This window comes from Pelagibius sp. 7325 (assembly GCF_037652055.1).
Lineage (GTDB): Bacteria > Pseudomonadota > Alphaproteobacteria > Kiloniellales > Kiloniellaceae > Pelagibius.
The window spans coordinates 66,554-91,644 of record NZ_JBBKAH010000003.1 but is presented as its reverse complement, the minus strand read 5'-3'; the positions used below and the strand labels follow the sequence as shown (position 1 = coordinate 91,644).

21 protein-coding genes and 4 tRNA genes are annotated in these 25,091 nt (G+C 65.0%); 17 read left to right on the top strand and 8 right to left on the bottom strand.

Features of this window, described 5'->3' with window-relative positions; genetic code table 11:
* Nucleotides 1-5: 5 nt before the first annotated feature.
* The gene (locus WDC82_RS09560; protein WP_340117069.1) at nt 6-239 is read left to right on the top strand and encodes a hypothetical protein; all 234 of its coding nucleotides are present in this window, start codon (nt 6-8) and stop codon (nt 237-239) included.
* 67 nt (nt 240-306) lie between these two features.
* Here WDC82_RS09560 and WDC82_RS09555 read toward each other — a convergent pair whose 3' ends face one another.
* A complete protein-coding gene (locus tag WDC82_RS09555; protein ID WP_340117068.1) occupies nt 307-1,164 on the bottom strand; it encodes a DUF3108 domain-containing protein in 858 nt (285 codons plus the stop codon).
* 205 nt (nt 1,165-1,369) lie between these two features.
* On the opposite strand from WDC82_RS09555, the gene WDC82_RS09550 reads away from it, so the two are divergent.
* On the top strand, nt 1,370-1,975 hold the full coding sequence (locus WDC82_RS09550; RefSeq protein WP_340117067.1) for a hypothetical protein: 606 nt from the start codon (nt 1,370-1,372) through the stop codon (nt 1,973-1,975).
* A 45-nt stretch (nt 1,976-2,020) separates the two neighbouring features.
* Here the strand turns inward: WDC82_RS09550 and WDC82_RS09545 are convergent.
* A tRNA-Thr gene (locus WDC82_RS09545) sits at nt 2,021-2,096 on the bottom strand.
* Nucleotides 2,097-2,404: 308 nt separating this feature from the next.
* Here WDC82_RS09545 and WDC82_RS09540 point away from each other — a divergent pair.
* Together WDC82_RS09540 and WDC82_RS09535 are read left to right on the top strand one after the other, a co-directional pair.
* On the top strand, nt 2,405-3,904 hold the full coding sequence (locus WDC82_RS09540) for an aldehyde dehydrogenase (RefSeq protein ID WP_340117066.1): 1,500 nt from the start codon (nt 2,405-2,407) through the stop codon (nt 3,902-3,904).
* Nucleotides 3,905-4,108: 204 nt separating this feature from the next.
* Entirely contained in the window at nt 4,109-4,285 is a 177-nt protein-coding gene (locus tag WDC82_RS09535; RefSeq protein ID WP_340117065.1) for a hypothetical protein, read from the top strand.
* Between the two features lie 4 nt (nt 4,286-4,289).
* Here the strand turns inward: WDC82_RS09535 and WDC82_RS09530 are convergent, their stop codons facing one another.
* The 6 genes from WDC82_RS09530 to rlmB all read right to left on the bottom strand — a co-directional run bounded on the left by WDC82_RS09530 (nt 4,290) and on the right by rlmB (nt 10,405).
* Nucleotides 4,290-4,742 (bottom strand): GNAT family N-acetyltransferase, encoded by a 453-nt coding sequence (locus WDC82_RS09530; protein WP_340117064.1) that lies wholly within the window; start codon nt 4,740-4,742, stop codon nt 4,290-4,292.
* Complete coding sequence (locus tag WDC82_RS09525) at nt 4,739-5,266, bottom strand: hypothetical protein (protein ID WP_340117063.1); 528 nt, start codon at nt 5,264-5,266, stop codon at nt 4,739-4,741. The genes WDC82_RS09530 and WDC82_RS09525 overlap by 4 nt, the downstream gene beginning before the upstream one ends.
* Before the next feature lie 190 nt (nt 5,267-5,456).
* Nucleotides 5,457-6,332, bottom strand: a complete 876-nt coding sequence (gene aguB / locus WDC82_RS09520; protein ID WP_340117062.1) for an N-carbamoylputrescine amidase — start codon at nt 6,330-6,332, stop codon at nt 5,457-5,459.
* A gap of 22 nt (nt 6,333-6,354) precedes the next feature.
* Entirely contained in the window at nt 6,355-7,749 is a 1,395-nt protein-coding gene (locus tag WDC82_RS09515; RefSeq protein ID WP_340117061.1) for an aspartate aminotransferase family protein, read from the bottom strand.
* Between the two features lie 214 nt (nt 7,750-7,963).
* Nucleotides 7,964-9,310 carry a glutamine synthetase family protein gene (locus WDC82_RS09510; protein WP_340117060.1) on the bottom strand — a complete coding sequence of 449 codons (1,347 nt, stop codon included), beginning with the start codon at nt 9,308-9,310 and terminating at the stop codon, nt 7,964-7,966.
* Nucleotides 9,311-9,493: 183 nt separating this feature from the next.
* Entirely contained in the window at nt 9,494-10,405 is a 912-nt protein-coding gene (gene rlmB / locus WDC82_RS09505) for a 23S rRNA (guanosine(2251)-2'-O)-methyltransferase RlmB (protein ID WP_340117059.1), read from the bottom strand.
* A gap of 167 nt (nt 10,406-10,572) precedes the next feature.
* Here rlmB and WDC82_RS09500 point away from each other — a divergent pair.
* From WDC82_RS09500 to rpsL, 13 genes are all read left to right on the top strand, one after another.
* A tRNA-Tyr gene (locus tag WDC82_RS09500) sits at nt 10,573-10,657 on the top strand.
* Between the two features lie 70 nt (nt 10,658-10,727).
* Nucleotides 10,728-10,801, top strand: a tRNA-Gly gene (locus WDC82_RS09495).
* Nucleotides 10,802-10,928: 127 nt separating this feature from the next.
* Nucleotides 10,929-12,119 (top strand): elongation factor Tu, encoded by a 1,191-nt coding sequence (gene tuf / locus WDC82_RS09490; protein WP_340117048.1) that lies wholly within the window; start codon nt 10,929-10,931, stop codon nt 12,117-12,119.
* A 100-nt stretch (nt 12,120-12,219) separates the two neighbouring features.
* A tRNA-Trp gene (locus WDC82_RS09485) sits at nt 12,220-12,295 on the top strand.
* Between the two features lie 119 nt (nt 12,296-12,414).
* Nucleotides 12,415-12,612, top strand: a complete 198-nt coding sequence (gene secE / locus WDC82_RS09480; protein WP_340117058.1) for a preprotein translocase subunit SecE — start codon at nt 12,415-12,417, stop codon at nt 12,610-12,612.
* A gap of 4 nt (nt 12,613-12,616) precedes the next feature.
* Nucleotides 12,617-13,144, top strand: coding sequence for a transcription termination/antitermination protein NusG (nusG, locus tag WDC82_RS09475; protein WP_340117057.1), 528 nt, complete (start codon nt 12,617-12,619; stop codon nt 13,142-13,144).
* Nucleotides 13,145-13,258: 114 nt separating this feature from the next.
* A complete protein-coding gene (gene rplK, locus WDC82_RS09470) occupies nt 13,259-13,687 on the top strand; it encodes a 50S ribosomal protein L11 (RefSeq protein ID WP_340117056.1) in 429 nt (142 codons plus the stop codon).
* A gap of 4 nt (nt 13,688-13,691) precedes the next feature.
* Nucleotides 13,692-14,387, top strand: a complete 696-nt coding sequence (gene rplA, locus WDC82_RS09465) for a 50S ribosomal protein L1 (RefSeq protein ID WP_340117055.1) — start codon at nt 13,692-13,694, stop codon at nt 14,385-14,387.
* Between the two features lie 323 nt (nt 14,388-14,710).
* On the top strand, nt 14,711-15,229 hold the full coding sequence (gene rplJ, locus WDC82_RS09460) for a 50S ribosomal protein L10 (RefSeq protein WP_340117054.1): 519 nt from the start codon (nt 14,711-14,713) through the stop codon (nt 15,227-15,229).
* 43 nt (nt 15,230-15,272) lie between these two features.
* Entirely contained in the window at nt 15,273-15,650 is a 378-nt protein-coding gene (rplL, locus tag WDC82_RS09455; RefSeq protein ID WP_340117053.1) for a 50S ribosomal protein L7/L12, read from the top strand.
* A 308-nt stretch (nt 15,651-15,958) separates the two neighbouring features.
* Complete coding sequence (gene rpoB / locus WDC82_RS09450) at nt 15,959-20,125, top strand: DNA-directed RNA polymerase subunit beta (RefSeq protein ID WP_340117052.1); 4,167 nt, start codon at nt 15,959-15,961, stop codon at nt 20,123-20,125.
* 81 nt (nt 20,126-20,206) lie between these two features.
* Entirely contained in the window at nt 20,207-24,385 is a 4,179-nt protein-coding gene (rpoC, locus tag WDC82_RS09445; RefSeq protein ID WP_340117051.1) for a DNA-directed RNA polymerase subunit beta', read from the top strand.
* Between the two features lie 327 nt (nt 24,386-24,712).
* The gene (rpsL, locus tag WDC82_RS09440) at nt 24,713-25,084 is read left to right on the top strand and encodes a 30S ribosomal protein S12 (RefSeq protein ID WP_193368124.1); all 372 of its coding nucleotides are present in this window, start codon (nt 24,713-24,715) and stop codon (nt 25,082-25,084) included.
* The last annotated feature ends 7 nt before the right edge of the window (nt 25,085-25,091 follow it).

Sequence of the window (25,091 nt, the reverse complement as noted above, 5' to 3'; positions counted from 1 at the left end):
GCGGCATGGCGCGCTCGAAACCCGAAGACTTCGTGAAGAACCACAAGGACGGCACCCTCTGGGCCAGGGGGCAGACTCTCGACGGCCTGCCGACGGGCTACTGGGAGTGGTTCAGGAAGGACGGCACGAAATTGCGTTCGGGCCACTTTGACAAGGGCGAGCAGGTCGGCGAGTGGACGACCTACGACCGCAAGGGCGAGGTCTATAAGGTGACCACGATGAAGGCGAAGCCTAAGTAACGCCTGCGCTTCGCCCGGGAACCAGGGATCAGCCTCATTGTCGTTGCCGGGATTGCAGCGCCTGGCGCTACTCCGCCAGCTTGGCTTCCGCCTGCAGGCCCTGGGCGAAGCCCGTCAGGTGGCCCATGAGGGTGCCGTAGGCGGTTTCGATTTCCAGCCGCACCGGGATCAGCGGGGCGTTCTCGGCGGGACGGGCGACCCAGACGATGCGTTCGCGCGCCGTCTCGACGTACTTGTTGCGCTCCATGCGGTGGCCGCCCAGCATCTCGTAGTCCAACCGGCAGCCGTGCGCCGGCCCGGCGTAGATCGAATAGTCGGTCGGCTCCAGCTCCCGCTCGCCGGCGTCGCTGACGGTGAGGTCGTAGCGCTTGCGCCCGTCGAAGACGGCGAAGCTTCCCTCGCAACGCCCGCCCTTCTGCAGCAATTCCGACAGGCCGGCAATGACGCTGAGCGGATCGAGAGTGCCACGCCCGGCGTCGGCGGGCAGGGGGTGACGGTCTTCCCAATCCTGCTCCGGCTGCACCAAGCTTTCGGTGATGTCGCCGGCCCTGTCGTAGCTGAGGGCGACGATGCGTTCTTCGCCCTCGTCGGTGGCGCTGCCCCAGTTCACGTGGCGCTGCGGGATCACCTTGCCGCCGGCGATGCGGCCGTTGCTCTCGGTGGTGCCCTTCCAGGGGTTGAGCCAGCCGACGAAGCCGCGGGTCTCGGCCTCGGCGAGCAGGCGATAATCGCTGCTGCCGCGCACCCAGAGCGCCTCGGCGTTCAGCACGTGGAAACCGCCGAAGTAGACCTCGTAGGTGGCACTGACGGGTTCGGCCCGGGCAGAAGAGATGGCGGGAAGGGCGGCGAGAAAAGCACCGCAAAACAGCCCGGCCAGAGCCAGCGACTTGGACGTTACCGGGAGAACTGAAGGTCGTAAGCGCACCGACATTCCCTCCGTGAGACAGTGAGTACCTAAAGAAGTAGCACAGCTTGCCGCAAAAACCAGGGGCTGTTTGCCGCCACGTGGCAAATGCCGGTGGGACCACTGGGGCCCGTGGGATTTGCCGCAGCGGGGGCATGGAACATGGGCGCCGCGGCCCCGTTGACAGGGGAAGAAGACGACGAAGCCAACCGAAAGGAGGACGCCGATGGCACCATATCTGAACGCGAAACTGCTCGGGAGCTGTGCCCTGGCGGTTGCCATGGCGACGGCTTCGCCGGTGGTATCCCAGGAGTTTGGCAATTGGGACACTGACGACGAAGCGGGCATCAGCCAGCCGGAATGGAACAGCGGCCTCGACCAGAACGGCCTATACGACGACCTGGATACCGACAACGACAGCCAGCTGTCGGAGGACGAATTCAACGCGGGCGCTTCCGATGCCTTTGAATCCGATCCGGGCAGCCGTCAGCAGGCGACGATTGGCGATGGCAGCGCCTACGACCGCTGGGACACCGACGGTGACGGGCACCTGTCCGAGAACGAGTTCAGGGCCGGTACCTACCAAAGCTTTGACGGCAATGGCGACGGCCTGATCGACAACCGGGAGTTTCCCCGTTTCGGCGCCGGCGGCGGCAGCGGAGCCGGCCTGGACGTGCCAAGCCTGCAGGGCGAGCGCGGCGGCGGGGGTGTCGGCGGCGGCAGCGACATCGGCGGCGCGACGGACTTCGGTGGCGACAACGACACCGGCGTCGGCAGCGGTCATGGTGGAGCCACCGGCGGCGGCGGGACCTCGATCGGCGGCGGCATTTAGACCGCCCTGCGGGAACGAAACGCCCTGGCGTGAGCCGAGCGGTGGTGGTGCCGGCTGCAGGATTTGAACCCGCGACCCCCTGATTACAAATCAGGTGCTCTACCAGCTGAGCTAAGCCGGCCCGCGTGACGGACGGGGCAAGATAGGGCGGCTTGCGAGGCGCCGCAAGTCCGCGAGGATCGGCTTGGGGTGGGGGTGCCGGCAAGCCCCAGAAATCCTTTCTGCGTCCGGCCCAGCTCCTGCCGTGTAGACTGGCCGCGCGGCCCTTCCCCGAGGGAAAGCGCCTCTTGCCACGCCCCGTTTGGCGGGCTTAAGGTCCCGGGAAAGTTCTTGGGCGCCGGGTCGGTGCCCCCGATTTCGGGCGCCTCGCGGGGCCTGGAAACCGACGAGAAATCGCACTGTAGAGACGTTCCAGGGAGCATCAGCATCATGGCTGCCGCGTTATCCATCGAATCCGTGAAATCGCAGGCCAAGGGCCTCGCCTACCGCAACCAGGCCTTCATCGGCGGCAAGTTCGTCGACGCCGCCTCCGGCAAGACCTTCGACTGTACCTCGCCGATCGACGGCAAGGTGCTGACCCAGGTCGCCGCGGGCGACAAGGAGGACGTCGACCGCGCCGTGAAGGCGGCGCGCGCCGCCTTCGAGGACGGCCGCTGGTCGCGCCAGGCGCCGGCCAAGCGCAAACAGGTCCTGCTGCGCTGGGCCGATCTCTTGGAGAAGCACGCGGCCGAACTGGCGCTGCTGGAAACCCTCGACATGGGCAAGCCGATCGGCGATTCCGCCCGCATCGACATCCCGGCGGTCGTCAACTGCATCCGCTGGAACGCCGAGGCCGTCGACAAGATCTATGATGAGGTGGCCCCGACCGGCGACGACGCCGTCGCCATGCTGGTGCGTGAGCCGATGGGCGTCATCGCCGCGGTGGTGCCATGGAACTTTCCCTTGCTAATGGCGGCCTGGAAGATGGGCCCGGCGCTGGCGACCGGCAACTCGATGATCATCAAGCCGGCCGAGCAGTCGCCGCTGACCATGATCCGCGCCGCCGAGCTGGCCGCCGAGGCGGGCATCCCCGACGGCGTGCTGAACGTGGTGCCGGGCTTCGGCGAGACCGCCGGCCAGGCGCTGGGCCGCCACATGGACGTCGACTGCATCGCCTTCACCGGCTCGGGCGAGGTCGGCAAGCTGTTCATGAAATACTCCGGCGAGTCCAACATGAAGCGGGTGACGCTGGAATGCGGCGGCAAGACCCCGAACATCATCATGGCCGACGCGCCGGATCTCGACGCCGCGGCGACCGCTGCCGCCTGGGGCATCTTCTTCAACCAGGGAGAGGTCTGCAACGCCGGCTCCCGCCTGCTGGTCGAAGACAAGGTGAAGGACCAGGTGGTCGAGAAGGTGATGCAGGTTGCCAAGACGCTACGCGTCGGCGATCCGCTGGACCCGGCGACACAGATGGGCGCCATGGTCGACGACACCCAGATGAACCGTGTGCTCAGCTACATCGAGAAGGGCCAGTCCGAAGGCGCCAAGATGAAGATGGGCGGCAAGCGCATCCTCGGCGAGACCGGCGGCTACTACATCGAGCCGACGGTGTTCGACGGCGTGAAGAACGACATGACCATCGCCCAGGAAGAAATCTTCGGGCCGGTGCTGTCGACCATCACCTTCGGCGACGCCGACGAGGCGATCAAGATCGGCAATGACACCATCTATGGCCTGGCCGCGGCGGTGTGGACCAGCGACATCAAGAAGGCGCACCGCGCCGCCAAGTCGCTGCGCGCCGGCAGCGTCTGGGTGAACTGCTTCGACGCCGGCGACATGACGACGCCCTTCGGCGGCTACAAGCAGTCCGGCTTCGGCCGCGACAAGTCGCTGCACGCGATGGAAAAGTACACCGAGCTGAAGACGATCTGGATCGATCTCAGCTGAGCGGCGGTCAATCGCGATGAAAAACGGCGGGGCGGCACGGCTGTCCCGCCGTTTTCCTTTAGGGATACTTTCTTTCGCCTGCGAATGTCCCAGCGATGCCTCAGCCAAAGGTGTTGTGCCTCCCTATATCTTATAGGTGAGCGTGTGGCGCGGCATTCGTGAGGAGCCCGTGGCGCCGGGGCATGGCAGACGGGGCAGAAGCAAATGAGCTTGTTCGAGACATCAGCTGCGCAGGACTTTCGGCCCGATCGCCGCTGGCCGCCGCTGGAGAATGACAGCCTCGACATCGACGAGGTCATGTCGCGCAGCCGCGACGACTTCGGCATCGATATCGATGCCGACGACTTCCTCGTGCTGATCGAAGGCGCCGACGACTTCTAGCCGGTCATAGGTTCTTGCGCAGATAGACGCGGTCATAGCCGGCGACCTGCTCGCGCTTGATCTCGGCGTAGCCGAGATGCAGGTAGAGCGCGATGTTCTCCACCATCACCTCGTTGGTATAGAGCTCGATGACGCGGTAACCGCGCCGCCGGGCCTCTTCTTCCGTGAACGTCATCAGACGCTTGCCCAGGCCCCGGCCGTGATACGCGGGATCGACGGCGATGTTGTCGAGCAGCAGGTAGCCCCCGTGATCGTCTGGATGGTCTTCCAGCACGAGGATGCCGGCCACGGCGCCGTCCGCTTCCAGCACAAGTGTCTGGCCGTCGGCGATGCGCCTGGCGTAGTCATCGACCATCGGCGCCGGCTTGCGGTTCATGCGGGCGAGGTAGGGCCGGTAGGCGGTTTCGACGATCGCCTCGATACGCGCCCTGTCCTCGGGCCGGGCAGTGCGGATCATGGTGTCGTCCATGAAGAATCGGCCAGGAAATCTAGCCCCCGTGCATAAAAATCACCATCCACGCAGCAGATCGAGAACCTGGACTTTCTCTCATCTGGGTCGTCGCTTAGCATGAATGCGAACTCATCCTCGCTTTGAAGGGCGACGTTTATCACCTCTCCGTTTTTTAGCGTGATTGTAACGCAAGCTGTATCCTTCGAGACGCAAACGACGTCGGTGTCATCGATCCAGCACAGCCGTGCGAGTTCGTACGCTTTGACCGGGACGGTTGGTTCAACCACAGAAGAGGGAACGTCAGAAACCTTCTGGTCCCACTCCTTTTTATGGTTGATCCAAAGCTCGCTGACGCAGACGGCTACCTCGACAGGAGGGGACGGGCGCTCAGGGCCGCCCCCAAAATTTCCGAAGTAAAGCGTGAAAAAATGGCCGACGTGAAAATGCGCGAGGCGTTTGCCAAAGAGCAGCTTGGTCAATGCTTCCACTGCGTCATTCGGCGGCACTTTCTTCGCTTGGCCCAAGCGCATTCACAACTCTCCATCGTGATCGCACGAGTGGTGCCACCAACTCCCCTCGTCACCCTCGCACTTGTTGCGAGGGTCCATGGCATGACCGGGTTCCGGGCCGTCGATGGCCCCCGGCTCGCGCTCGCTGACGCTCGCTTGGCCGGGGTGACAGCCTGAGTGGCTGATGGATGCGTCAAGCCACATCGAACTGCTACGGCCGCTGCCGTCCGTCCGCCGTCAGCAGCGGACTGTAGAGATCCGGGCGGCGGTCGCGGAACAGGCCCCAGGAGGCGCGCGCGGCCTTTATGGCATCGAGGTCGAAGGTCGCGGTCAGCACGGCGCGGTCGCTGCCGTTGGCCTCGGCCACCTTGGCGCCCAGTTCGTCGGCGATGAAGGAATGGCCGAAGAAGGTGAGCTGCGCCGCCGTGCCGTCTTCCCGGCCGATGCGGTTGGAAGAGACCAGGGGGACCATGTTGGCGGCGGCGTGACCCTGCATGGTGCGCTGCCAGTGGTCCTTAGCGGAGATCGTCGCGTCCTGCGGCTCGTTGCCAATGGCGGTCGGGTAGAACAGGATCTCCGCGCCCATCAGCGCCATGGCGCGTGCGCACTCGGGGAACCACTGGTCCCAGCAGATGCCGCAGCCGAGGGTGCCGTAGCGCGTCTGCCACACGCGAAAGCCGGTGTCGCCGGGATTGAAGTAGTACTTTTCCTGGTAGCCCGGCCCGTCGGGGATGTGCGACTTGCGGTAGATGCCCAGCACGCTGCCGTCCGCATCCACGATGGCGATGGAATTGTAGTAGGCGTTGTTGGCGCTCTCGAAGAAGCTGACCGGCAGCACGACCTTCAGCGCCTTGGCCAGTTCGGCCATGCGGGCGATAAGTGGGTTGCCCTCGGCCGGCGCGGCGAGGGTGAAGTACTCCTGCTTCTGGTCGCAGCAGAAGTAGGGCGTTTCGAAGAGCTCCTGGATCAGCACGATCTGCGCGCCTTCAGCGGCGGCCTCGCGCACCAGCGCCTCGGCCCCGGCGATGTTGGCCTCGCGGTCCCAGCTGCAGGCCATCTGGGTGGTGGCGACGGTCACCTCGCGCATCGAAACGCCCTTTCTTCTCGGATCAGCTCACGCCGAGATCCTTGGCGGTGAGGTCGATCGCCCGGCGCAGGCGGACGACCAGCTCGTCGATCTCGGCTTTGGTGATGATCAGCGGCGGCGAGATCACCATGGTGTCTCGCACCGCGCGGCTGACCAGGTTGCCCTTGAAGCAGTAATCGCGGCAGATCGTGCCGGCGCGGCCTTCGGGCTTGAAGCGGGCATGGCTCGCCTTGTCCGCGACCAGCTCGACGGCGCCCAGCAGGCCGACGCCGCGCACCTCGCCGACCAGCGGGTGATCGGCCAGGGTGGCAAGGCGCTCCTGCAGGTAGGGGCCGACCTCTTCGCGCACGCGCTCGACGAGTTTTTCCTCTTCCAGGATGGCGATGTTCTCCAGCGCCACCGCGCAGGCCACCGGGTGGCCGGAGTAGGTGAAGCCGTGCGCGAACTCGCCGCCCTTTTCCCACAGCACGTCGGCCACGCGCTTGCCGACCATGACGGCCGACAGCGGCAGGTAGCCGGAGGTGATGCCCTTGGCCAACGTCATGAGGTCCGGCTCGATGTCGAAGGTGTCGCTGCCGAACCACTGGCCGGTGCGCCCGAAGCCGCAGATCACTTCGTCGGCGATCAGCAGGATGCCGTACTGCTTGCAGATGCGCTGCACCTCCGGCCAGTAGCTGGCCGGCGGGACGATGACGCCGCCGGCGCCCTGCACCGGCTCGCCGATGAAGGCGGCGACGGTGTCGGGGCCCAGTTCCAGGATCTTGTCCTCGATCGCCTTGGCGGCGGCTTTGCCGAAGTCCTCCGGCGTGAGCCCGGCGCCTTCACCGTACCAATAAGGCTGGCGCACGTGGTGGAAGCCCGGCAGCGGCAGGCCATCGAGATCGTGCATCGGTTTCATGCCGCCCAGGCTGGCCGAAGCCATGGTCGAGCCGTGATAGCCGTTCACGCGGCTGATGATGTTCACGCGCGCCGGCTTGCCGGCCAGCTTCCAGTAGCGCCGCACGATGCGGGCGATGGTGTCGTTGGCCTCCGAGCCGGAGGAGGCGAAGAACACCTTGTCGAGACCCGCCGGCGTGAGCGCGGCGAGCTTCTCGGCCAATTCTATGGAGGTCGGCGTCGCCGTCTTGAAGAAGGTGTTGTAGAACGGCAGCTCAAGCATCTGGTCGTAGGCTGCCTTGGCCAGGCGCTCGCGGCCGTAGCCGGCGTTCACGCACCACAGGCCGGCCATGCCGTCGAGGATGCGCTCGCCCTCGGAATCCTCCAGCCAGACGCCGTTTGCCTTGGTGATGATGCGGCTGCCGCCCTCTTCGGCGAGGCCGCGGAAGTCGGTGAAGGGATGCAAGTGGTGCGCGGTGTCGGCAGCGCGCCAGGCGGCCGTGGAGTTGCGGGTCTGCTTCTGCGCGGGAAGGCTGGTCATCTGAGCTGTCCTTGATCTGGGAAACCGAAAAAAGGAAAAAACGTCCTCTTCGGCCCGCAGGCAGTTTCGTCGCCTGCGGGCGGTTCCCGCCGCTAAGGATTGTAGCCGATCCTGGCGCAGTTCAGCAGCAGCTCGGTATGCCGCGAACGCCGCGACACGCCGCCCAGGGCGGCGTGGTGGTAGGGCAGTCTGATCGCGGCGTTCGTCATGGCGGCTATACGTTTAGCAGAAGATGCTCACGCTCCCAAGACGAGATGACCTGCTGATAGGCGTCCAACTCGGCGCCCTTAACCAGGGTCACGGCTTCTATGAAGATGGGACCGAAGATCGGCTTCAGGGCTCGGGTGCCGTTGAAGCGCTCCAGTGCATCGTAGAGGGTGCGCGGCAGGGTGCGGGCCAGGCGATAGGCGCTGCCCTCGATCGGCTGGCGCGGCTTCAGCTTCTCCTTCATGCCCAAGTAACCGCAGGCCAGCGAGGCGGCGATCGCCAGGTAGGGGTTGGCATCGGCGCCGGCGAGGCGGTTCTCCACGCGGCGCTCCGAGGGTTCGGCGTAGGGCACGCGCAGGCCCACGGTACGGTTGTCGTAGCCCCAGTGGGTGTTGATCGGTGCATCGTAGTTCGGCATCAGCCGGCGGTAGCTGTTCACGTTGGGCGCCAGCAGCGGCATCACCGTCGGCAGGTAGCGCTGCAAGCCCGCGATATGGCTGCGGAACAATGCTGTGTCCTTACCGGTGCGGGTGGCGAAGAGGTTGCGCCCGGACTTGAGGTCCAGAAGGCTCTGGTGGATGTGCATGGAGCTGCCGGGTTCGCCCTGCATCGGCTTGGCCATGAAGGTGGCGTAAACCTTGTGGCGCATCGCCGCCTCGCGCACCGTGCGCTTGAACAGGAAGGCCTGGTCGGCCAGCAGCAGCGGGTCGCCGTGGTTGAAGTTCATCTCCATCTGCGCCGCGCCGCCCTCGTGGGTCAGGGTGTCGATGTCGATGCCCTGGGCCTCGCAGAAGTCGTAGACGTCCTCGAAGATCGGATCGAACTCATTCACCGCGTCGACGCCATAGGCCTGACGGCTGGTCTCGCGCCGGCCGGAGCGGCCGATCGGCGGGATCAGCGGGTAGTCCGGATCGGTGTTCACGTCGACCAGGAAGAACTCCAGCTCCGGCGCCACGATGGGCCGCCAGCCTTCTTCCTCGTAGAGCGCGAGGATGCGCTTCAGGATGTGGCGCGCGGCGATCTCCACCTCGCCGGCATCGAAGTGGTAGGCGTCGCAGATCACCTGCGCCGTCGGCTCGTCGTACCAGGGCACCAGGCGGATCGTGGTCTCGTCCGGGATGAGGTAGACGTCCTTGGTCGAGGCCGAAGTGACGTCGTCGGTGTCCTCCGGGTAGTCGCCGTTGACGGTTTGCACGAAGACGTCCTCGGGGATGCGCAGGCCGTTCTTGCGCATGCCATCGAGGAATTTCTGGGCCGGCAGGATCTTGCCGCGGGCGATGCCGGCCATGTCGGGAACCAGGCATTCGACTTCGTCGATGCGGTTTTCTTTCAGGAAGGTTTCAATGACTTGCATGGTGTCCTGCGCGTTGGAGCCGCGCAGCGGAAATGGCTCGAGGCGACCCCGCAGCGCTTACTGTGCTGAACCGCTAGCACGCCCCGCGCGAGGCTGGCAAGCTGAGGCCACGCCCCGCAAGCGGCCGCACAGGCGCCGGTAGGGCCGGTTTCAGGCCGGTTTCAGGCGATTTCCAACGACGGCTCAGGCGCGCCCGAGCAGCTCGTAGAGCGCCACCGCGGCGGCGTTGGAGACGTTGAGCGAGTCGATCGGCGGGCGGGTCGGCAGCTTCACCAGCAGGTCGCAGCGCTCCCGCGTCAGCCGCCTGAGGCCGGGGCCCTCGGCGCCCAGCACCAGGGCGACGGCCTCGCCGGGGCTGCTCTCGGCCAGGCTTTGCCGGGCTTCGCCGGCCAGGCCCAGGCACCAGAATCCGGCCTCCTTCAGGCTGTCCAGGGCGCGCGCCAGGTTGACCACACTTATATAGGGAATCACCTCGAAGGCGCCCGAAGCCGCCTTGGCGAGGGTCCCGCTCTCTTCAGGTGCGCCCTTGTCGAGGGCGACCACGGCCAGCGCTCCGAAGGCTGCGGCCGAGCGCAGCACCGCGCCGACGTTGTGCGGGTCGGTGACCTGGTCGAGCAGCACGACGACCCGGCGGTTGGGCTGCGGTGTTTGGGCCGAATCGGCGAGATTTCGGCCGAAAATGTCTTCCAGTGCCGGCTGGTGGAGCGGGGCGGTGGCGAGGGCGAGGCCTTGGTGGACGCTGCCCTCGGGCAGCAGGGCGTCGATGTCGCGGCGCTGGACCGTTTGGGTGGCGAGGCCGGCGTGGCGTGGGTCGCAGGCGTCGCGCAGCTGCTGGCCCCAGGTCTGCGCCGCCTCCGCGGTCATCATCAGCCGTTCGGGCCGGCGATTCGGATTGCCGAGGGCGGCCAGGACGGCATGGCCCCCGAACAGCCAGAGCGGCCGGCTGCTGCCGCGCGGGCGCGGACCAGGGCCACCGGACCTGCCGCCCGACCTGCTGGCCTCGGGCCGCGCGCCGGCCCTTTCGGCGCGCGCGCCGGAGCCGCTCTTGGCGCCGCGGGGGCCCCTGGAGCCGAGCTTATCCTTGCGTTTGGTCATAGCCAGACCTACTATGCCGCCAATAATTAACGAGTTCCACGCGCGTTCCTCCCGGCCGCTACGGCGAATCGGTCGGATAGAGGACGCTTTCGGCATGTTTAGAAGTTGACAGGCTGAATTAAATCAACATATTTCGCAACTCCATCGCACCGCCGGTTGCGACGGCTGGAGGGGTGCCCGAGTGGCTAAAGGGGACGGACTGTAAATCCGTTGGCTAAGCCTACGTTGGTTCGAATCCAACCCCCTCCACCATCGTCGCTCCCTGCTGATCAGGGGCTGGTCGGGGCCTGGACATCGCGGTCCAGCGGGATGGGTGAGCGTTGCGGGTGTAGCTCAATGGTAGAGCTCCAGCCTTCCAAGCTGGCTACGCGGGTTCGATTCCCGCCACCCGCTCCAACGTTGAGTTGAGCGGGGTCCGCGCCCAGGGTGCGGAGAGACGAGATCCGGCGGCGGACCGGGGCCAAAAACGGCCGAAACGCACGAGATTTTGGCGCGCCTGAGACGAATACAGGGACGATAGGTAATGGCGAAGGAAAAGTTTGCGCGGACGAAGCCGCACTGCAACGTTGGCACGATTGGTCACGTTGACCATGGCAAGACGACGCTGACGGCGGCGATCACGAAGGTGCTTGCCGAGACGGGCGGTGCGACGTTTTCGGCCTACGACCAGATCGACAAGGCTCCTGAGGAGCGGGCGCGCGGGATCACGATCTCGACGGCGCACGTTGAGTACGAGACGGCGAACCGGCACTACGCGCACGTTGACTGCCCGGGTCACGCGGACTACGTGAAGAACATGATCACGGGCGCGGCGCAGATGGACGGCGCGATCCTGGTGGTTTCGGCGGCCGACGGTCCGATGCCGCAGACGCGCGAGCACATTCTGCTGGCGCGCCAGGTTGGCGTTCCGGCGCTGGTTGTCTACATGAACAAGGTTGACCAGGTTGACGACGAGGAGCTGCTGGAGCTGGTGGAGATGGAGATCCGCGAGCTTCTGTCTTCGTACGACTTCCCGGGCGACGACATTCCGATCGTGAAGGGCTCTGCGCTGGCGGCGCTGGAAGACAAGACGCCGGACATCGGGCATGACTCGATCCTGCGCCTGATGGAGGCTGTCGACAGCTACATCCCGCAGCCGGACCGTCCGAAGGACAAGCCGTTCCTGATGCCGATCGAGGACGTTTTCTCGATCTCGGGCCGCGGCACGGTGGTTACGGGGCGCGTTGAGAGCGGCATCGTGAAGGTGGGCGACGAAGTCGAGATCGTCGGCATCCGTGCGACGCAGAAGACGACCTGCACGGGCGTTGAGATGTTCCGCAAGCTGCTGGATTCGGGCGAGGCGGGCGACAACATCGGCGCGCTGCTGCGCGGTGTGGGACGTGAGGACGTGGAGCGCGGCCAGGTTCTGGCCAAGCCGGGCTCGATCACGCCGCACACGAACTTCACGGCGGAGGCCTACATCCTGACGAAGGAAGAGGGCGGCCGTCACACGCCGTTCTTCACCAACTACCGCCCGCAGTTTTACTTCCGCACGACGGACGTGACGGGCGTGGTGACGCTGCCGGAAGGCACGGAGATGGTGATGCCGGGCGACAACGTGACGATGTCGGTCGAGCTGATCGCGCCGATCGCGATGGACGAGGGCCTGCGCTTCGCCATTCGCGAAGGCGGCCGTACCGTCGGTGCCGGCGTCGTCGCCAGCATTCAGAAGTAAGCCGGGTTCGGCTCTTCCGCGGGAACCTTCGGGGCCCGGCGGAAGGGCCGACTTGGGCGGCACGGCCGGCCGCCGGAAGCGTTAAGGCCAGAAGGCGTCAAGGAGTGTAGCTCAACTGGTAGAGCACCGGTCTCCAAAACCGGGGGTTGGGGGTTCGAGCCCCTCCACTCCTGCCAGCTAAGGCGGCAGGCGGCATTACCCCGGCAGGCGTACCGGGCATGCCGGACAGAAACGGGCAAATTCAACGACCGCGCTTCGGCGCGGTTTAGGCGTAGTTAGGAAGCAGTTCAACCCGATGGCAACGATCAACCCGGCCCAGTACGTGCGTGAGGTGATCGGCGAGGTCAAGAAAGTGACCTTTCCGACCAGGAAGGAGACCACGGTGACCACCATCATGGTGTTCATCATGGTGACGCTTGCGGCGATTTTCTTCCTGGTGGTGGACCTGATCCTGTCCTGGGGCGTGAAGTTGATTCTCGGGCTGGGGGGCTGAGGCCATGGCGATGCATTGGTATGTGCTGCACGTCTACTCCGGCTTCGAGAAGAAGGTCTCCGAGGCGATTCGCGAGCAGGCCGAGCAGAAAGGCATGGAAGATCTCTTCGAGGAGATCCTGGTGCCGACCGAGGAAGTCGTCGAGATGCGCCGCGGCCAGAAGGTCGCCGCCGAGCGCAAGTTCTTCCCCGGCTATGTCCTGCTGCGCATGGAAATGACCGACGAGACCTGGCACCTGGTGAAGAACACGCCGAAGGTGACGGGCTTCCTGGGCAACCGCAAGCCGACCCCGATCTCCGCCAGGGAGGCCGAGCGCATCCTGAAGCAGGTGCAGGAAGGGGTCGAGCGGCCGAAGCCCTCGATCGTGTTCGAGATCGGCGAGCAGGTGCGGGTGGCCGACGGCCCCTTCACCTCGTTCAACGGGCTGGTCGAGGAAGTCGACGAGGAGCGCGCGCGGCTCAAGGTCGCGGTGTCGATCTTCGGGCGCTCCACGCCGGTCGAACTGGAGTACTCGCAGGTCGAGAAGCTGTAACGATTTTACCAAAGTCCGGGCCGTTGGGGCCCGGTGCTGCGGGAGGCGACCGCCATCGCCAAGTCCACTGGTGGCGCCGTACCGCAAACCCTATATACGGAAAGGGAATAGAGAGTGGCAAAGAAGATCAACGGCTACGTCAAGCTGGAGATCCCGGCCGGGCAGGCGAATCCTTCGCCGCCGGTGGGTCCCGCGCTTGGTGCTCGTGGCCTCAACATCATGGAGTTCTGCAAGGCCTTCAACGCGGCCACGCAGAACATGGAGCAGGGAACCCCGACGCCGGTGATCATCACCGCCTATTCGGATCGTTCCTTCTCTTTCGAGACCAAGACGCCGCCGGCCAGCTGGTACCTCCGCAAGGCCGCCAAGGTGGCCAAGGGGTCCAAAGTGCCGAACCGCGACAAGGTCGGCAAGGTCACCATGGATCAGGTTCGCGAGATCGCTGAAGCGAAGATGAAGGACCTGAACGCCAACGATATCGATGCCGCCGCCAAGATCATCATGGGCTCGGCGCGCTCGATGGGCATCGAGGTCACGGAGTAAAGCCATGGGATCGCAGAGCAAGCGGCTGAAGGCCGCCTACGAGAACGTCGATCGCAAGGCCGTCTACGAGCTGGTCGAAGCGGTCAAGAAGATCAAGGCCGCCGCCGGCGTGAAGTTCGACGAGACCGTCGAGATCGCCATGAACCTGGGCGTCGACCCGCGTCACGCCGACCAGAACGTGCGCGGCGTGGTTTCGCTGCCGAACGGTACCGGCAAGTCGGTGCGCGTGGCTGTCTTCGCCAAGGGCGCGAAGGCCGAGGAGGCCCAGAAGGCCGGTGCCGACCTGGTCGGCGCCGAAGACTTGGCGGAGAAGATCCAGGCCGGCGAGATGAACTTCGACCGCTGCATCGCCACCCCGGACATGATGCCGGTGGTTGGCCGCCTCGGTAAGGTGCTGGGCCCGCGCGGCCTGATGCCGAACCCGAAGCTTGGCACGGTGACCACCGACGTCGCCGGCGCCATCAAGGCGGTCAAGGGCGGCCAGGTGGAGTTCCGCGTCGAGAAGGCGGGCATCGTCCATGCCGGCGTCGGCAAGACGAGCTTCGGCGAGGATGCGCTGGTGGAGAACATCCGCGCCTTTGTCGATGCCATCTCGCGCGCCAAGCCGAGCGGCGCGAAGGGTACGTATATCAAGCGCATTTCCCTGTCCTCCACGATGGGGCCGGGCGTGCGCGTCGAGGTGGGCAGCATCCACGGCTAAAGGCCGCGGCTGTCTACCAAGGGTTTTTCGGCCGCTTTCCCGCGAGGGGCGCGGCCGGGAAGGGCGGCGGTGAAAATCGCCGTCCGACCTGTCCGAGACTGCAGGTGCCGGGTCCGCCCGGTTTAAGCCTCCTAAGGGCCTGCATAGACGGGAGCAACGGGTTTCAAGGTGTCCGCCCCGCGCGGGTGCCGCGAGGCTTGAACTTCCGGGACAGGCGAGCCGGACCACCGGCCGTTTGCCTGTGGTCCTCGTTAAAACCGGACGGTTCGTCCCAGGGAAGAGTTGCCTGGGGGCGGGCTGGCCAACTAGAGCGGAAGTGACTCGTGGACCGATCTCAAAAGGAAGAGCTGGTCGCCAGTTTGCATCAGACTTTCGCAGAGACGAACCTTGTCATCGTGACCCAGCAGTCGGGTATGACGGTGGCGGAGGTTTCTGACCTGCGGCGGAAGATGCGCGACGCTGGTGCCAGCTACAAGGTGACGAAGAATCGGCTCACGCGTCTTGCCCTCGAGGGTACCAAGTTCGAGGCGCTGAAAGAGCTGTTCACCGGACCGACGGCGGTTGCCGTCTCGGCGGATCCGGTGGCGGCCGCGAAGGTCTGCGTATCGTTTGCCAAGGGCAACGAGAAGCTGATCATCGTGGGTGGTGCGATGGGAGAGACCAAGCTGGACGCGCAGGCGATCCAGGCGCTGGCCACTCTGCCGTCGCTCGACCAGTTGCGCGGCAAGCTGATCGGTGTTCTGCAGGCCCCGGCCACCAAGGTGGCGGGTGTGGTGCAGGCCCCGGCGGCTCAGCTGGCGCGTGTTTTCAGTGCTTATGGCTCTCAGGGAGAGGCCGCGTAAGCCTCGTCATTGACGAGAGTTCAAGCCTAGAAGGAAGTTAGAAATGGCTGATCTGGATAAGTTGGTTGATGAGCTGTCCAAGCTCACCGTGATTGAGGCCGCCGAGCTGGCCAAGAAGCTGGAAGAAACCTGGGGCGTCTCCGCGGCGGCCCCGGTTGCCGTGGCAGCTGCCGCGGCTCCGGCCGATGGCGGCGCGGCTGCTGCTGAGCAGACTGAGTTCGACGTCATCCTGACGGCTGCCGGCGAAAAGAAGATCAACGTCATCAAGGAAGTCCGCGCCATTACCGGCCTGGGCCTCAAAGAGGCGAAGGATCTGGTCGAAGGTGCGCCGAAGCCGGTCAAGGAAGGCGTTGGCAAGGACGAGGCCGCAGAGCTCAAGAAGAAGCTCGAAGAGGCTGGTGCGACGGTCGAGCTCAAGTAGCTTGAACGTCTGCAAATGCAGTGTGGTACCGGCCGGCGGGCGCCCGAAGGGGCGCCTGCCGCGCCGGCTATCTGCGTCTCCGCGATCTGAAGCCGCCGGCAGGCGGTCGGCTGGCTCGGGTTCGACGGCGCAGTAAAGACGCAGGTTTGACAGGGGGCCTTGGAGATCGGGCCGAAAAAACGAGATCTCCGTTGCCGGGCCAAGGCTGGGGGCCCGGTGCAAAGGACGAACGACGGCAGGCCCTCCTGGGGCCGAGGCTGAAGGCCGCACCGTTCGCCCCAGCGACGTGAACGAGGACACGACGAGACATGGCGAATTCCCTGATTGCTCGCAAGCGCATCCGCAAGAACTTCGGCAAGATTGCCGAAGTGGCGAAAATGCCCAATCTGATCGAGGTCCAGAAGACCTCTTACGACCAGTTTCTTCAGTTGGGCATTCCCGTTTCGCAGCGGAGCAACACGGGCCTGCAGGAGGTCTTTACCTCCGTCTTCCCGATCCGCGACTTCTCGGAGCGGGCGGAGTTGCAGTTCGTGCGCTACGAGCTGGAAGAGCCGAAGTACGACGTTGAAGAGTGCCAGCAGCGCGGCATGACCTTCGCCGCGCCGCTGAAGGTGACCCTGCGCCTGGTGGTGTGGGACGTCGACGAGGACACCGGCGCGCGTTCGATCCGCGACATCAAGGAGCAGGACGTCTACATGGGCGACATGCCCCTGATGACGCGCCACGGCACCTTCGTGATCAACGGTACCGAGCGCGTGATCGTCTCGCAGATGCATCGCAGCCCGGGCGTGTTCTTCGACCATGACCGCGGCAAGACGCATTCCTCGGGCAAGTATCTCTTCGCCGCCCGCGTCATTCCCTATCGCGGCTCCTGGCTCGACTTCGAATTCGACGCCAAGGACCTCGTCTACGTGCGCATCGACCGCCGCCGCAAGCTGCCGGCGACGACGCTGCTGCTGGCGCTCGATTCCGCCGAGACCGAGAAGCTGCGCGCCGAGCGTGCCAAGGAAGGCAAGGCCCTGGAGCCGCACGAGGCTCAGGGCATGACGCCGGAAGACGTCCTCGACTTCTTCTACAAGCGCGTCGTCTACAAGCGTTCCGGCAAGGGTTGGGCAACCCCGTTCGATACCGAGCGCATGCGTGCGGTGAAGCTGGCCGAAGACCTGATCGACGCCAAGACCGGCGAGGCGGTTGCCGAGGCCGGCGCCAAGATCACCCCGCGCCTGGCCAAGAAGCTGGTCGACGGCGGCCTGAAGAACATCTTCGTCACCGACGAGCAGCTGGTCGGCAGCTACATCTCCTCCGACTTCATCAACGAGGAGACCGGTGAGGTCATCGCCGAGGCCGGCGACGAGCTGACCGAGGCGCTGCTGAAGACCCTGGTCGAGGCCGGCGCCAAGGAACTCTCGGTGCTCGCCATCGACCACATCAACGTCGGCGCCTACATCCGCAATACCCTGGCGGTGGACAAGAACACCAGCCGCGAGGAAGCGCTGATCGACATCTACCGCGTCATGCGCCCGGGCGAGCCGCCGACGCTGGAGACGGCCGAGGCGATGTTCAACGGCCTGTTCTTCGATTCCGAGCGCTACGACCTCTCCGCGGTCGGCCGCGTGAAGATGAACGCGCGTCTCGGCTTCGAGACCGACGACCAGGTGCGTACGCTGCGCAAGGAAGACATGCTGGAGATCCTGAAGATCCTGGTGGATTTGAAGGATGGCCGCGGCGAGATTGACGACATCGACCACCTCGGCAACCGCCGGGTGCGCTCGGTCGGCGAGCTGATGGAGAACCAGTACCGCCTGGGCCTGCTGCGCATGGAGCGTGCGATCAAGGAGCGTATGTCCTCCGTCGAGATCGACTCGGTCATGCCGCATGACCTGATCAACGCCAAGCCGGCGGCTGCGGCGGTGCGCGAGTTCTTCGGTTCCTCGCAGCTCTCGCAGTTCATGGACCAGACCAACCCGCTGTCGGAGATCACCCACAAGCGGCGCCTCTCGGCCCTCGGGCCGGGCGGTCTGACCCGCGAGCGCGCCGGCTTCGAGGTGCGCGACGTGCACCCGACGCACTACGGCCGCATCTGCCCGATCGAGACGCCGGAAGGCCCGAACATCGGTCTGATCAACTCGCTGGCCACCTATGCGCGGGTCAACCAGTACGGCTTCATCGAGAGCCCCTACCGCAAGGTCGAGAACGCCAAGGTGACCGACGAGGTGCGCTACCTCTCCGCCATGGAAGAGGGACGCTACACCATCGCCCAGGCCAATGCCGAGATCGACAAGAACGGCAAGTTCGTGGACGACCTGATCTCCTGCCGTCAGGGCGGCGAGTACATCATGGCGATGAAGGATTCCATCGACTTCATCGACGTGTCGCCCAAGCAGCTGGTCTCCGTGGCCGCGGCGCTGATTCCCTTCCTGGAGAACGACGACGCCAACCGCGCGCTGATGGGCTCCAACATGCAGCGCCAGGCGGTGCCGCTGCTGCAGTCCGAGGCACCGCTGGTCGGCACCGGCATGGAAGGCACGGTGGCGCGAGACTCGGGTGTCGCCATCGGCGCTCGCCGCGCCGGCGTGGTCGACCAGGTCGACGCCACACGCATCGTGATTCGCGTCACCGAGGAGACCTCACACGGTGAGCAGGCGGTCGACATCTACAACCTGCTGAAGTTCCAGCGCTCGAACCAGAACACCTGCATCAACCAGCGTCCGCTGGTGAAAGTGGGTGACGTGGTGGCGGCCGGCGACATCATCGCCGACGGCCCCTCGACCAACCTGGGCGAGTTGGCGCTGGGCCGCAACGTGCTGGTCGCCTTCATGCCGTGGCAGGGCTACAACTTCGAGGACTCGATCCTGATCTCCGAGCGCATCGTGCGCGATGACGTCTTCACCTCGATCCACATCGAGGAATTCGAGGTCATGGCCCGCGATACCAAGCTGGGCCAGGAGGAGATCACCCGTGACATCCCGAACGTCGGCGAGGACGCGCTGCGCAACCTCGACGAGGCGGGCATGGTCTACATCGGCGCCGAGGTCAATCCGGGCGATATCCTGGTCGGCAAGGTGACGCCGAAGGGCGAATCCCCGATGACTCCGGAGGAGAAGCTGCTGCGTGCCATCTTCGGCGAGAAGGCCTCCGACGTACGCGACACCTCGCTGCGCGTGCCGCCGGGCGTCACGGGCACCGTCGTCGACGTGCGCGTGTTCTCGCGCCGCGGCGTCGACAAGGACGAGCGTGCCCTGGCCATCGAGCGGGCGGAGATCGAACGCCTGGCCAAGGACCGCGACGACGAGCGCATGATCCTGGAGCGCAGCTACTATGGCCGCCTCAGGGACCTGGTGCTCAACCAGACCGCGGTCTCCGGCCCCAAGGGCCTGAAGGCCGGCACCAAGATCACCGAGAAGGTGCTGAGCGACTTCACCCCGGGCCAGTGGCGCCAGATCGCCATCAAGGCCGACAAGCGCCAGCTCGACCTGGAAGCCCTCAACAAGCAGTTCGAGGGCTCCATCGACGAGCTCAACAAGCGCTTCGAGAACAAGGTCGACAAGCTGCAGCGCGGTGACGAGCTGCCGCCGGGCGTCATGAAGATGGCCAAGGTCTTCGTCGCGGTGAAGCGCAAGCTGCAGCCGGGCGACAAGATGGCCGGCCGGCACGGCAACAAGGGCGTCATCTCCAAGATCGTGCCGATCGAGGACATGCCCTACACCGAGGACGGCGTGTCGGTCGACATCGTGCTGAATCCGCTGGGCGTGCCGAGCCGCATGAACGTCGGTCAGATTCTGGAAACCCACCTGGGCTGGGCCTGTGCGGGCCTGGGCACTCAGATCGGCCAGATGCTCGATGAGGTCGAGCGCGGCGCCAAGCTGGAGCCCCTGAAGAAGAAGCTGAAGGAGGTCTACGGCGACAAAGCCTTCAAGGATGACGTGGCCGACCTCGACGACGACGAAGTGAAGGTGCTGAGCAACAACCTGCGCCGCGGCTTGCCGATCGCCACGCCGGTCTTCGACGGCGCGCGCGAGGAGGACATCTCCGACATGCTGCAGCAGGCCGGCCTCAATCGGTCGGGCCAGGTGACGCTCATCGACGGCCGCTCCGGCGAGATCTTCGACCGCCAGGTGACGGTGGGCTACATCTACATGCTGAAGCTGCACCACTTGGTCGACGACAAGATCCACGCCCGTTCCATCGGCCCCTACAGCCTGGTTACCCAGCAGCCGCTGGGCGGCAAGGCGCAGTTCGGTGGCCAGCGCTTCGGCGAGATGGAGGTCTGGGCCCTGGAGGCTTACGGCGCCGCCTACACCCTGCAGGAAATGCTGACGGTGAAGTCGGACGACGTCTCTGGCCGCACCAAGGTCTATGAGGCCATCGTGAAGGGCGACGATAACTTCGAAGCCGGCATTCCGGAATCCTTCAACGTTCTGGTGAAGGAACTCCGTTCGCTCGGCCTCAACGTGGACTTGAAGCAGACATCGTAGAAGCGCGGGAGCCCCGGAAGCGTCCGGGGCCGCCGCTGCCTACGCCTGCTGCTCCATCTGAATCCTAATCGGGAGAAACCGATGTCAGAGTTGATGAACATTTTCGGCCAGCCGACCGGTCCTCAGAGCTTCGATGAGATCCGCATTTCCATCGCCAGCCCCGAGCGTATCCGGTCCTGGTCATACGGCGAGATCAAGAAGCCGGAGACCATCAACTACCGGACCTTCAAGCCGGAGCGCGACGGCCTGTTCTGTGCGCGCATCTTTGGTCCGATCAAGGACTACGAGTGCCTCTGCGGCAAGTACAAGCGCATGAAATATCGCGGCATCATCTGCGAGAAGTGCGGCGTCGAGGTGACCCTGTCGAAGGTGCGCCGCGAGCGCATGGGCCACATCGAACTGGCCAGCCCGGTGGCGCACATCTGGTTCCTGAAGTCGCTGCCGAGCCGCATCGGCCTGCTGCTCGACATGACCCTGAAGGATCTCGAGCGGGTGCTCTATTTCGAGTACTTCGTGGTGGTCGAGCCGGGTCTCACGCCGCTGAAGATGCACCAGCTGCTGACCGAGGAGGAATTCCTCACCGCCCAGGAGGAGTACGGCGAAGACTCCTTCGAGGCGATGATCGGCGCCGAGGCGATGAAGAAGATGCTGGCCTCGCTCGATCTCGAGGAGGAGCGGGTCGAGGTGCGCGACGAGCTGCGCGAGACCGGTTCCGAGGCCAAGCGCAAGAAGCTGGTCAAGCGTCTGAAGCTGATCGAGGCCTTCATGGAGTCCGGCGCCCGTCCGGAGTGGATGATCCTCGACGTCGTGCCGGTGATTCCGCCCGAACTGCGGCCGCTCGTTCCTCTCGACGGTGGCCGCTTCGCGACCTCCGACCTGAACGATCTCTACCGCCGCGTCATCAATCGCAACAACCGACTGAAGCGCCTCATCGAGCTGCGCGCGCCGGACATCATCGTGCGCAACGAGAAGCGCATGCTGCAGGAGGCCGTCGACGCGCTGTTCGACAACGGCCGCCGTGGCCGCGTCATCACCGGCGCCAACAAGCGTCCGCTGAAGTCGCTCAGCGACATGCTGAAGGGCAAACAGGGCCGCTTCCGTCAGAACCTGCTGGGCAAGCGCGTCGACTACTCCGGCCGTTCGGTCATCGTGGTCGGGCCTGAGCTGAAGCTGCACCAGTGCGGCCTGCCGAAGAAGATGGCGCTCGAGCTGTTCAAGCCGTTCATCTACTCTAAGCTCGAACTCTACAACATGGCTTCCACCATCAAGGCGGCCAAGCGCATGGTGGAGAAGGAGCGTCCCGAGGTGTGGGACATCCTGGAAGAGGTGATCCGCGAGCATCCGGTGCTGCTGAACCGCGCGCCGACCCTGCACCGCCTCGGCATCCAGGCTTTTGAGCCGGTGCTGATCGAGGGTAAGGCGATCCAGTTGCACCCGCTGGTCTGCACCGCCTTCAACGCCGACTTCGACGGCGACCAGATGGCGGTTCACGTGCCGCTGTCGCTGGAAGCCCAGCTGGAAGCCCGCGTGCTGATGATGTCGACCAACAACATCCTCTCGCCCGCCAACGGCAAGCCCATCATCGTGCCGTCGCAGGACATCGTCCTCGGCATCTACTACCTCTCGATGGAAGCCGAGGGGGAGAAGGGCGAGGGCATGCTGTTCGGCGACCTGGGCGAGATCGAGCACGCGCTGGCGAGCGGCGCGGTGAGCCTGCACGCCAAGGTCAAGGCGCGCTATCACACCGTTGACGCCGACAACAAGCCGATCCGCCTGGTGGTCGACACCACCCCCGGCCGCATGATGCTGTCGGAGGTGCTGCCGCGTCATCCGAAGGTGCCGTTCAGCCTGCTCAACAAGGTGCTGACCAAGAAGGAAATCACCGAGCTGATCGACATCGTCTACCGCCACTGCGGTCAGAAGGACACGGTGATCTTCTGCGACCGCATCATGGCGCTGGGCTTCGGCTATGCGTGCAAGGCGGGCATCTCCTTCGGCAAGGACGACCTCATGATTCCGGCGGCCAAGCAGGGTCTGGTGGAAGAGGCGCAGGCCAAGGTGAAGGAGTTCGAGCAGCAGTACCTCGACGGCCTGATCACGCAGGGCGAGAAGTACAACAAGGTGGTCGACGTGTGGTCGCAGTGTACCGATCGCGTCGCCGACGAGATGATGAAGGTGATCTCCGGTCCGCGCGGACGCAACGTCAACGCTGTCTTCATGATGGCTGACTCCGGCGCCCGTGGCTCGGCCGCCCAGATCAAGCAGCTCGCCGGCATGCGCGGCCTGATGGCCAAGCCGTCGGGCGAGATCATCGAGACGCCGATCATCTCGAACTTCAAGGAAGGCCTCACCGTGCTGGAGTACTTCAACTCCACCCACGGCGCCCGCAAGGGCCTGGCCGACACCGCCCTGAAGACCGCCAACTCGGGCTACCTGACCCGCCGCCTTGTCGACGTGGCGCAGGACGCCATCATCATCGAGGACGACTGCGGCACCGAGAAGGGCCTGAAGGTCAGCGCGGTGGTCGATGGCGGCGAGGTCATCGCCTCGCTGGGCGAGCGCGTGCTGGGCCGCACGGTGCAGGAGGACATCGTCGATCCGCTGACCGGCGACGTGATCCTCAAGCGCGGCCAGTTGATCGCGGAAGATAAGATCGACAGCATCGAGCGTGCCGGCATCGACTCAATCTTCATCCGCTCCGCGCTGATGTGCGAATCGGTGGGCGGCATGTGCGGCGCCTGCTACGGCCGTGACCTGGCCCGCGGCACCAAGGTGAACGTCGGCGAGGCTGTCGGCGTCATCGCTGCCCAGTCGATCGGCGAGCCGGGCACCCAGCTGACCATGCGCACCTTCCACATCGGCGGTGCCGCTCAGCGTGGTGCCGAGCAGTCCTCGGTCGAGGCCGGCTCCGAAGCAAAGATCAAGATCTCCAACCGCAACATCGTCATGAACTCCGACGGCGTGCCGGTGGTCATGGGCCGCAACCTGGAAGTCGTCCTGCTGGACGAGAAGGGGCGCGACCGGGCCCGCTACCGGGTGCCTTACGGTGCCAAGCTGCTGGTCGACGACGGGGCAGAGGTCAAGATCGGCGACAAGCTGGCCGAGTGGGATCCCTACACCATTCCGATCATCACCGAGCGTGAGGGTGTCGCTAATTACGTCGATCTCATCGAGGGCACCTCGATGCGCGAGGTGATGGACGAGACCACCGGCATCTCCAACCGCGTGGTCATCGACTGGAAGCAGCAGCCCCGCGGCAACGACCTGAAGCCGCGCATCACCCTGCGCGACGAGAAGGGCGAGATCATCACCCTGGCCAACGGCATGGAGGCCCGCTACTTCATGTCGGTCGACGCGATCCTCTCGGTCGACAACGGCGCCAAGGTGCGTGCCGGCGACGTGCTGGCCCGTATCCCGCGGGAATCCTCCAAGACGCGCGACATCACCGGCGGTCTGCCGCGGGTGGCCGAGCTCTTCGAGGCCCGCAAGCCGAAGGACTACGCGATCATCAGCGAGATCGCCGGCCGGGTCGAATTCGGCAAGGACTACAAGACCAAGCGCCGCATCGTGGTGGTGCCGGAGGCCGAGGACCAGGAGCCGCGCGAATACCTGATCCCGAAGGGCAAGCACATCTCCGTCCAGGAAGGCGACTTCGTGGAAGTCGGCGATATGCTGCTGGACGGTAATCCGGTACCGCACGACATTCTCGAGGTGCTTGGCGTGGAAGCCCTGGCCGACTACCTGATCGACGAGATCCAGAGCGTCTACCGACTGCAGGGCGTGAAGATCAACGATAAGCATATCGAGGTGATCGTCCGCCAGATGCTGCAGAAGGTCGAGATCCACGACGGCGGCGAGTCGACCTTCCTGGTCGGCGAGCAGGTCGACCGTGACGAGTTCGAGGCGGTCAACAACAAGGTGATTGCCGACGGCGGCAAGCCGGCGATGGCCCGCCCGGTGCTCCAGGGCATCACCAAGGCCAGCCTGCAGACCCGCTCGTTCATTTCGGCGGCCTCCTTCCAGGAGACCACCCGGGTGCTGACCGAGGCGGCGACCCACGGCAAGGAAGATCGCCTGATCGGCCTGAAGGAGAACGTCATCGTCGGCCGCCTCATTCCGGCCGGTACCGGTTCGATCGTGAACCGCCTGAAGCGGGTGGCTGCCGATCGCGACCGGGAATTGCTGGATGCGCGCGAGCGGGCGGCCCTGGCCAGTGGGGCCGAGTCGGCCTCGGCGGAGGAGGAGAGCTCCGTCGCCTGACGGAACTCAGGGTAATTTTGTTACAAGATGCGCCGCGGCGGGGAATTTTAAATGCCCGCGACTCCCGCTGCGGCGTATCCTTGGAACCGCGCTGAAAAGTAAGGTTTCCAGGGTTTAACGTGCTTGACGGGGCATAGGCGCATCAATATATTGCGCCAACCTTTCGGGGGGCTGGTGGTAGGCCCATTGCGGTCTAGACGCAGCCTCTGGCGAACACGGTATTGAAATTTTAGGCAAGCTGTTTTCGACGGCACTTTAGCATCCGCATGGCCGAGCCTTTGGCCTATGCGGTGCTTTGTCTCGAAAACCGGGCGCATGGGAAAGCTAATGCCAACGATCAATCAGTTGATCCGTAAGCCGCGCAAACCTGAGGTTGCGCGCAACAAGGTGCCGGCTCTGGAAGCCTGCCCGCAGAAGCGCGGTGTTTGCACCCGCGTTTACACCACGACGCCGAAGAAGCCGAACTCGGCTCTTCGAAAGGTCGCACGCGTGCGCCTGACCAACGGCTTCGAAGTCACCAGCTACATTCCTGGCGAGGGGCATAACCTCCAGGAGCACTCGGTGGTGATGATCCGCGGCGGCCGCGTGAAGGACCTTCCGGGCGTTCGCTACCACATCATCCGTGGCACGCTGGACACCCAGGGTGTCAAGGATCGCCGCCAGCGCCGTTCGAAATACGGCGCCAAGCGGCCGAAGTAAGGTAGGA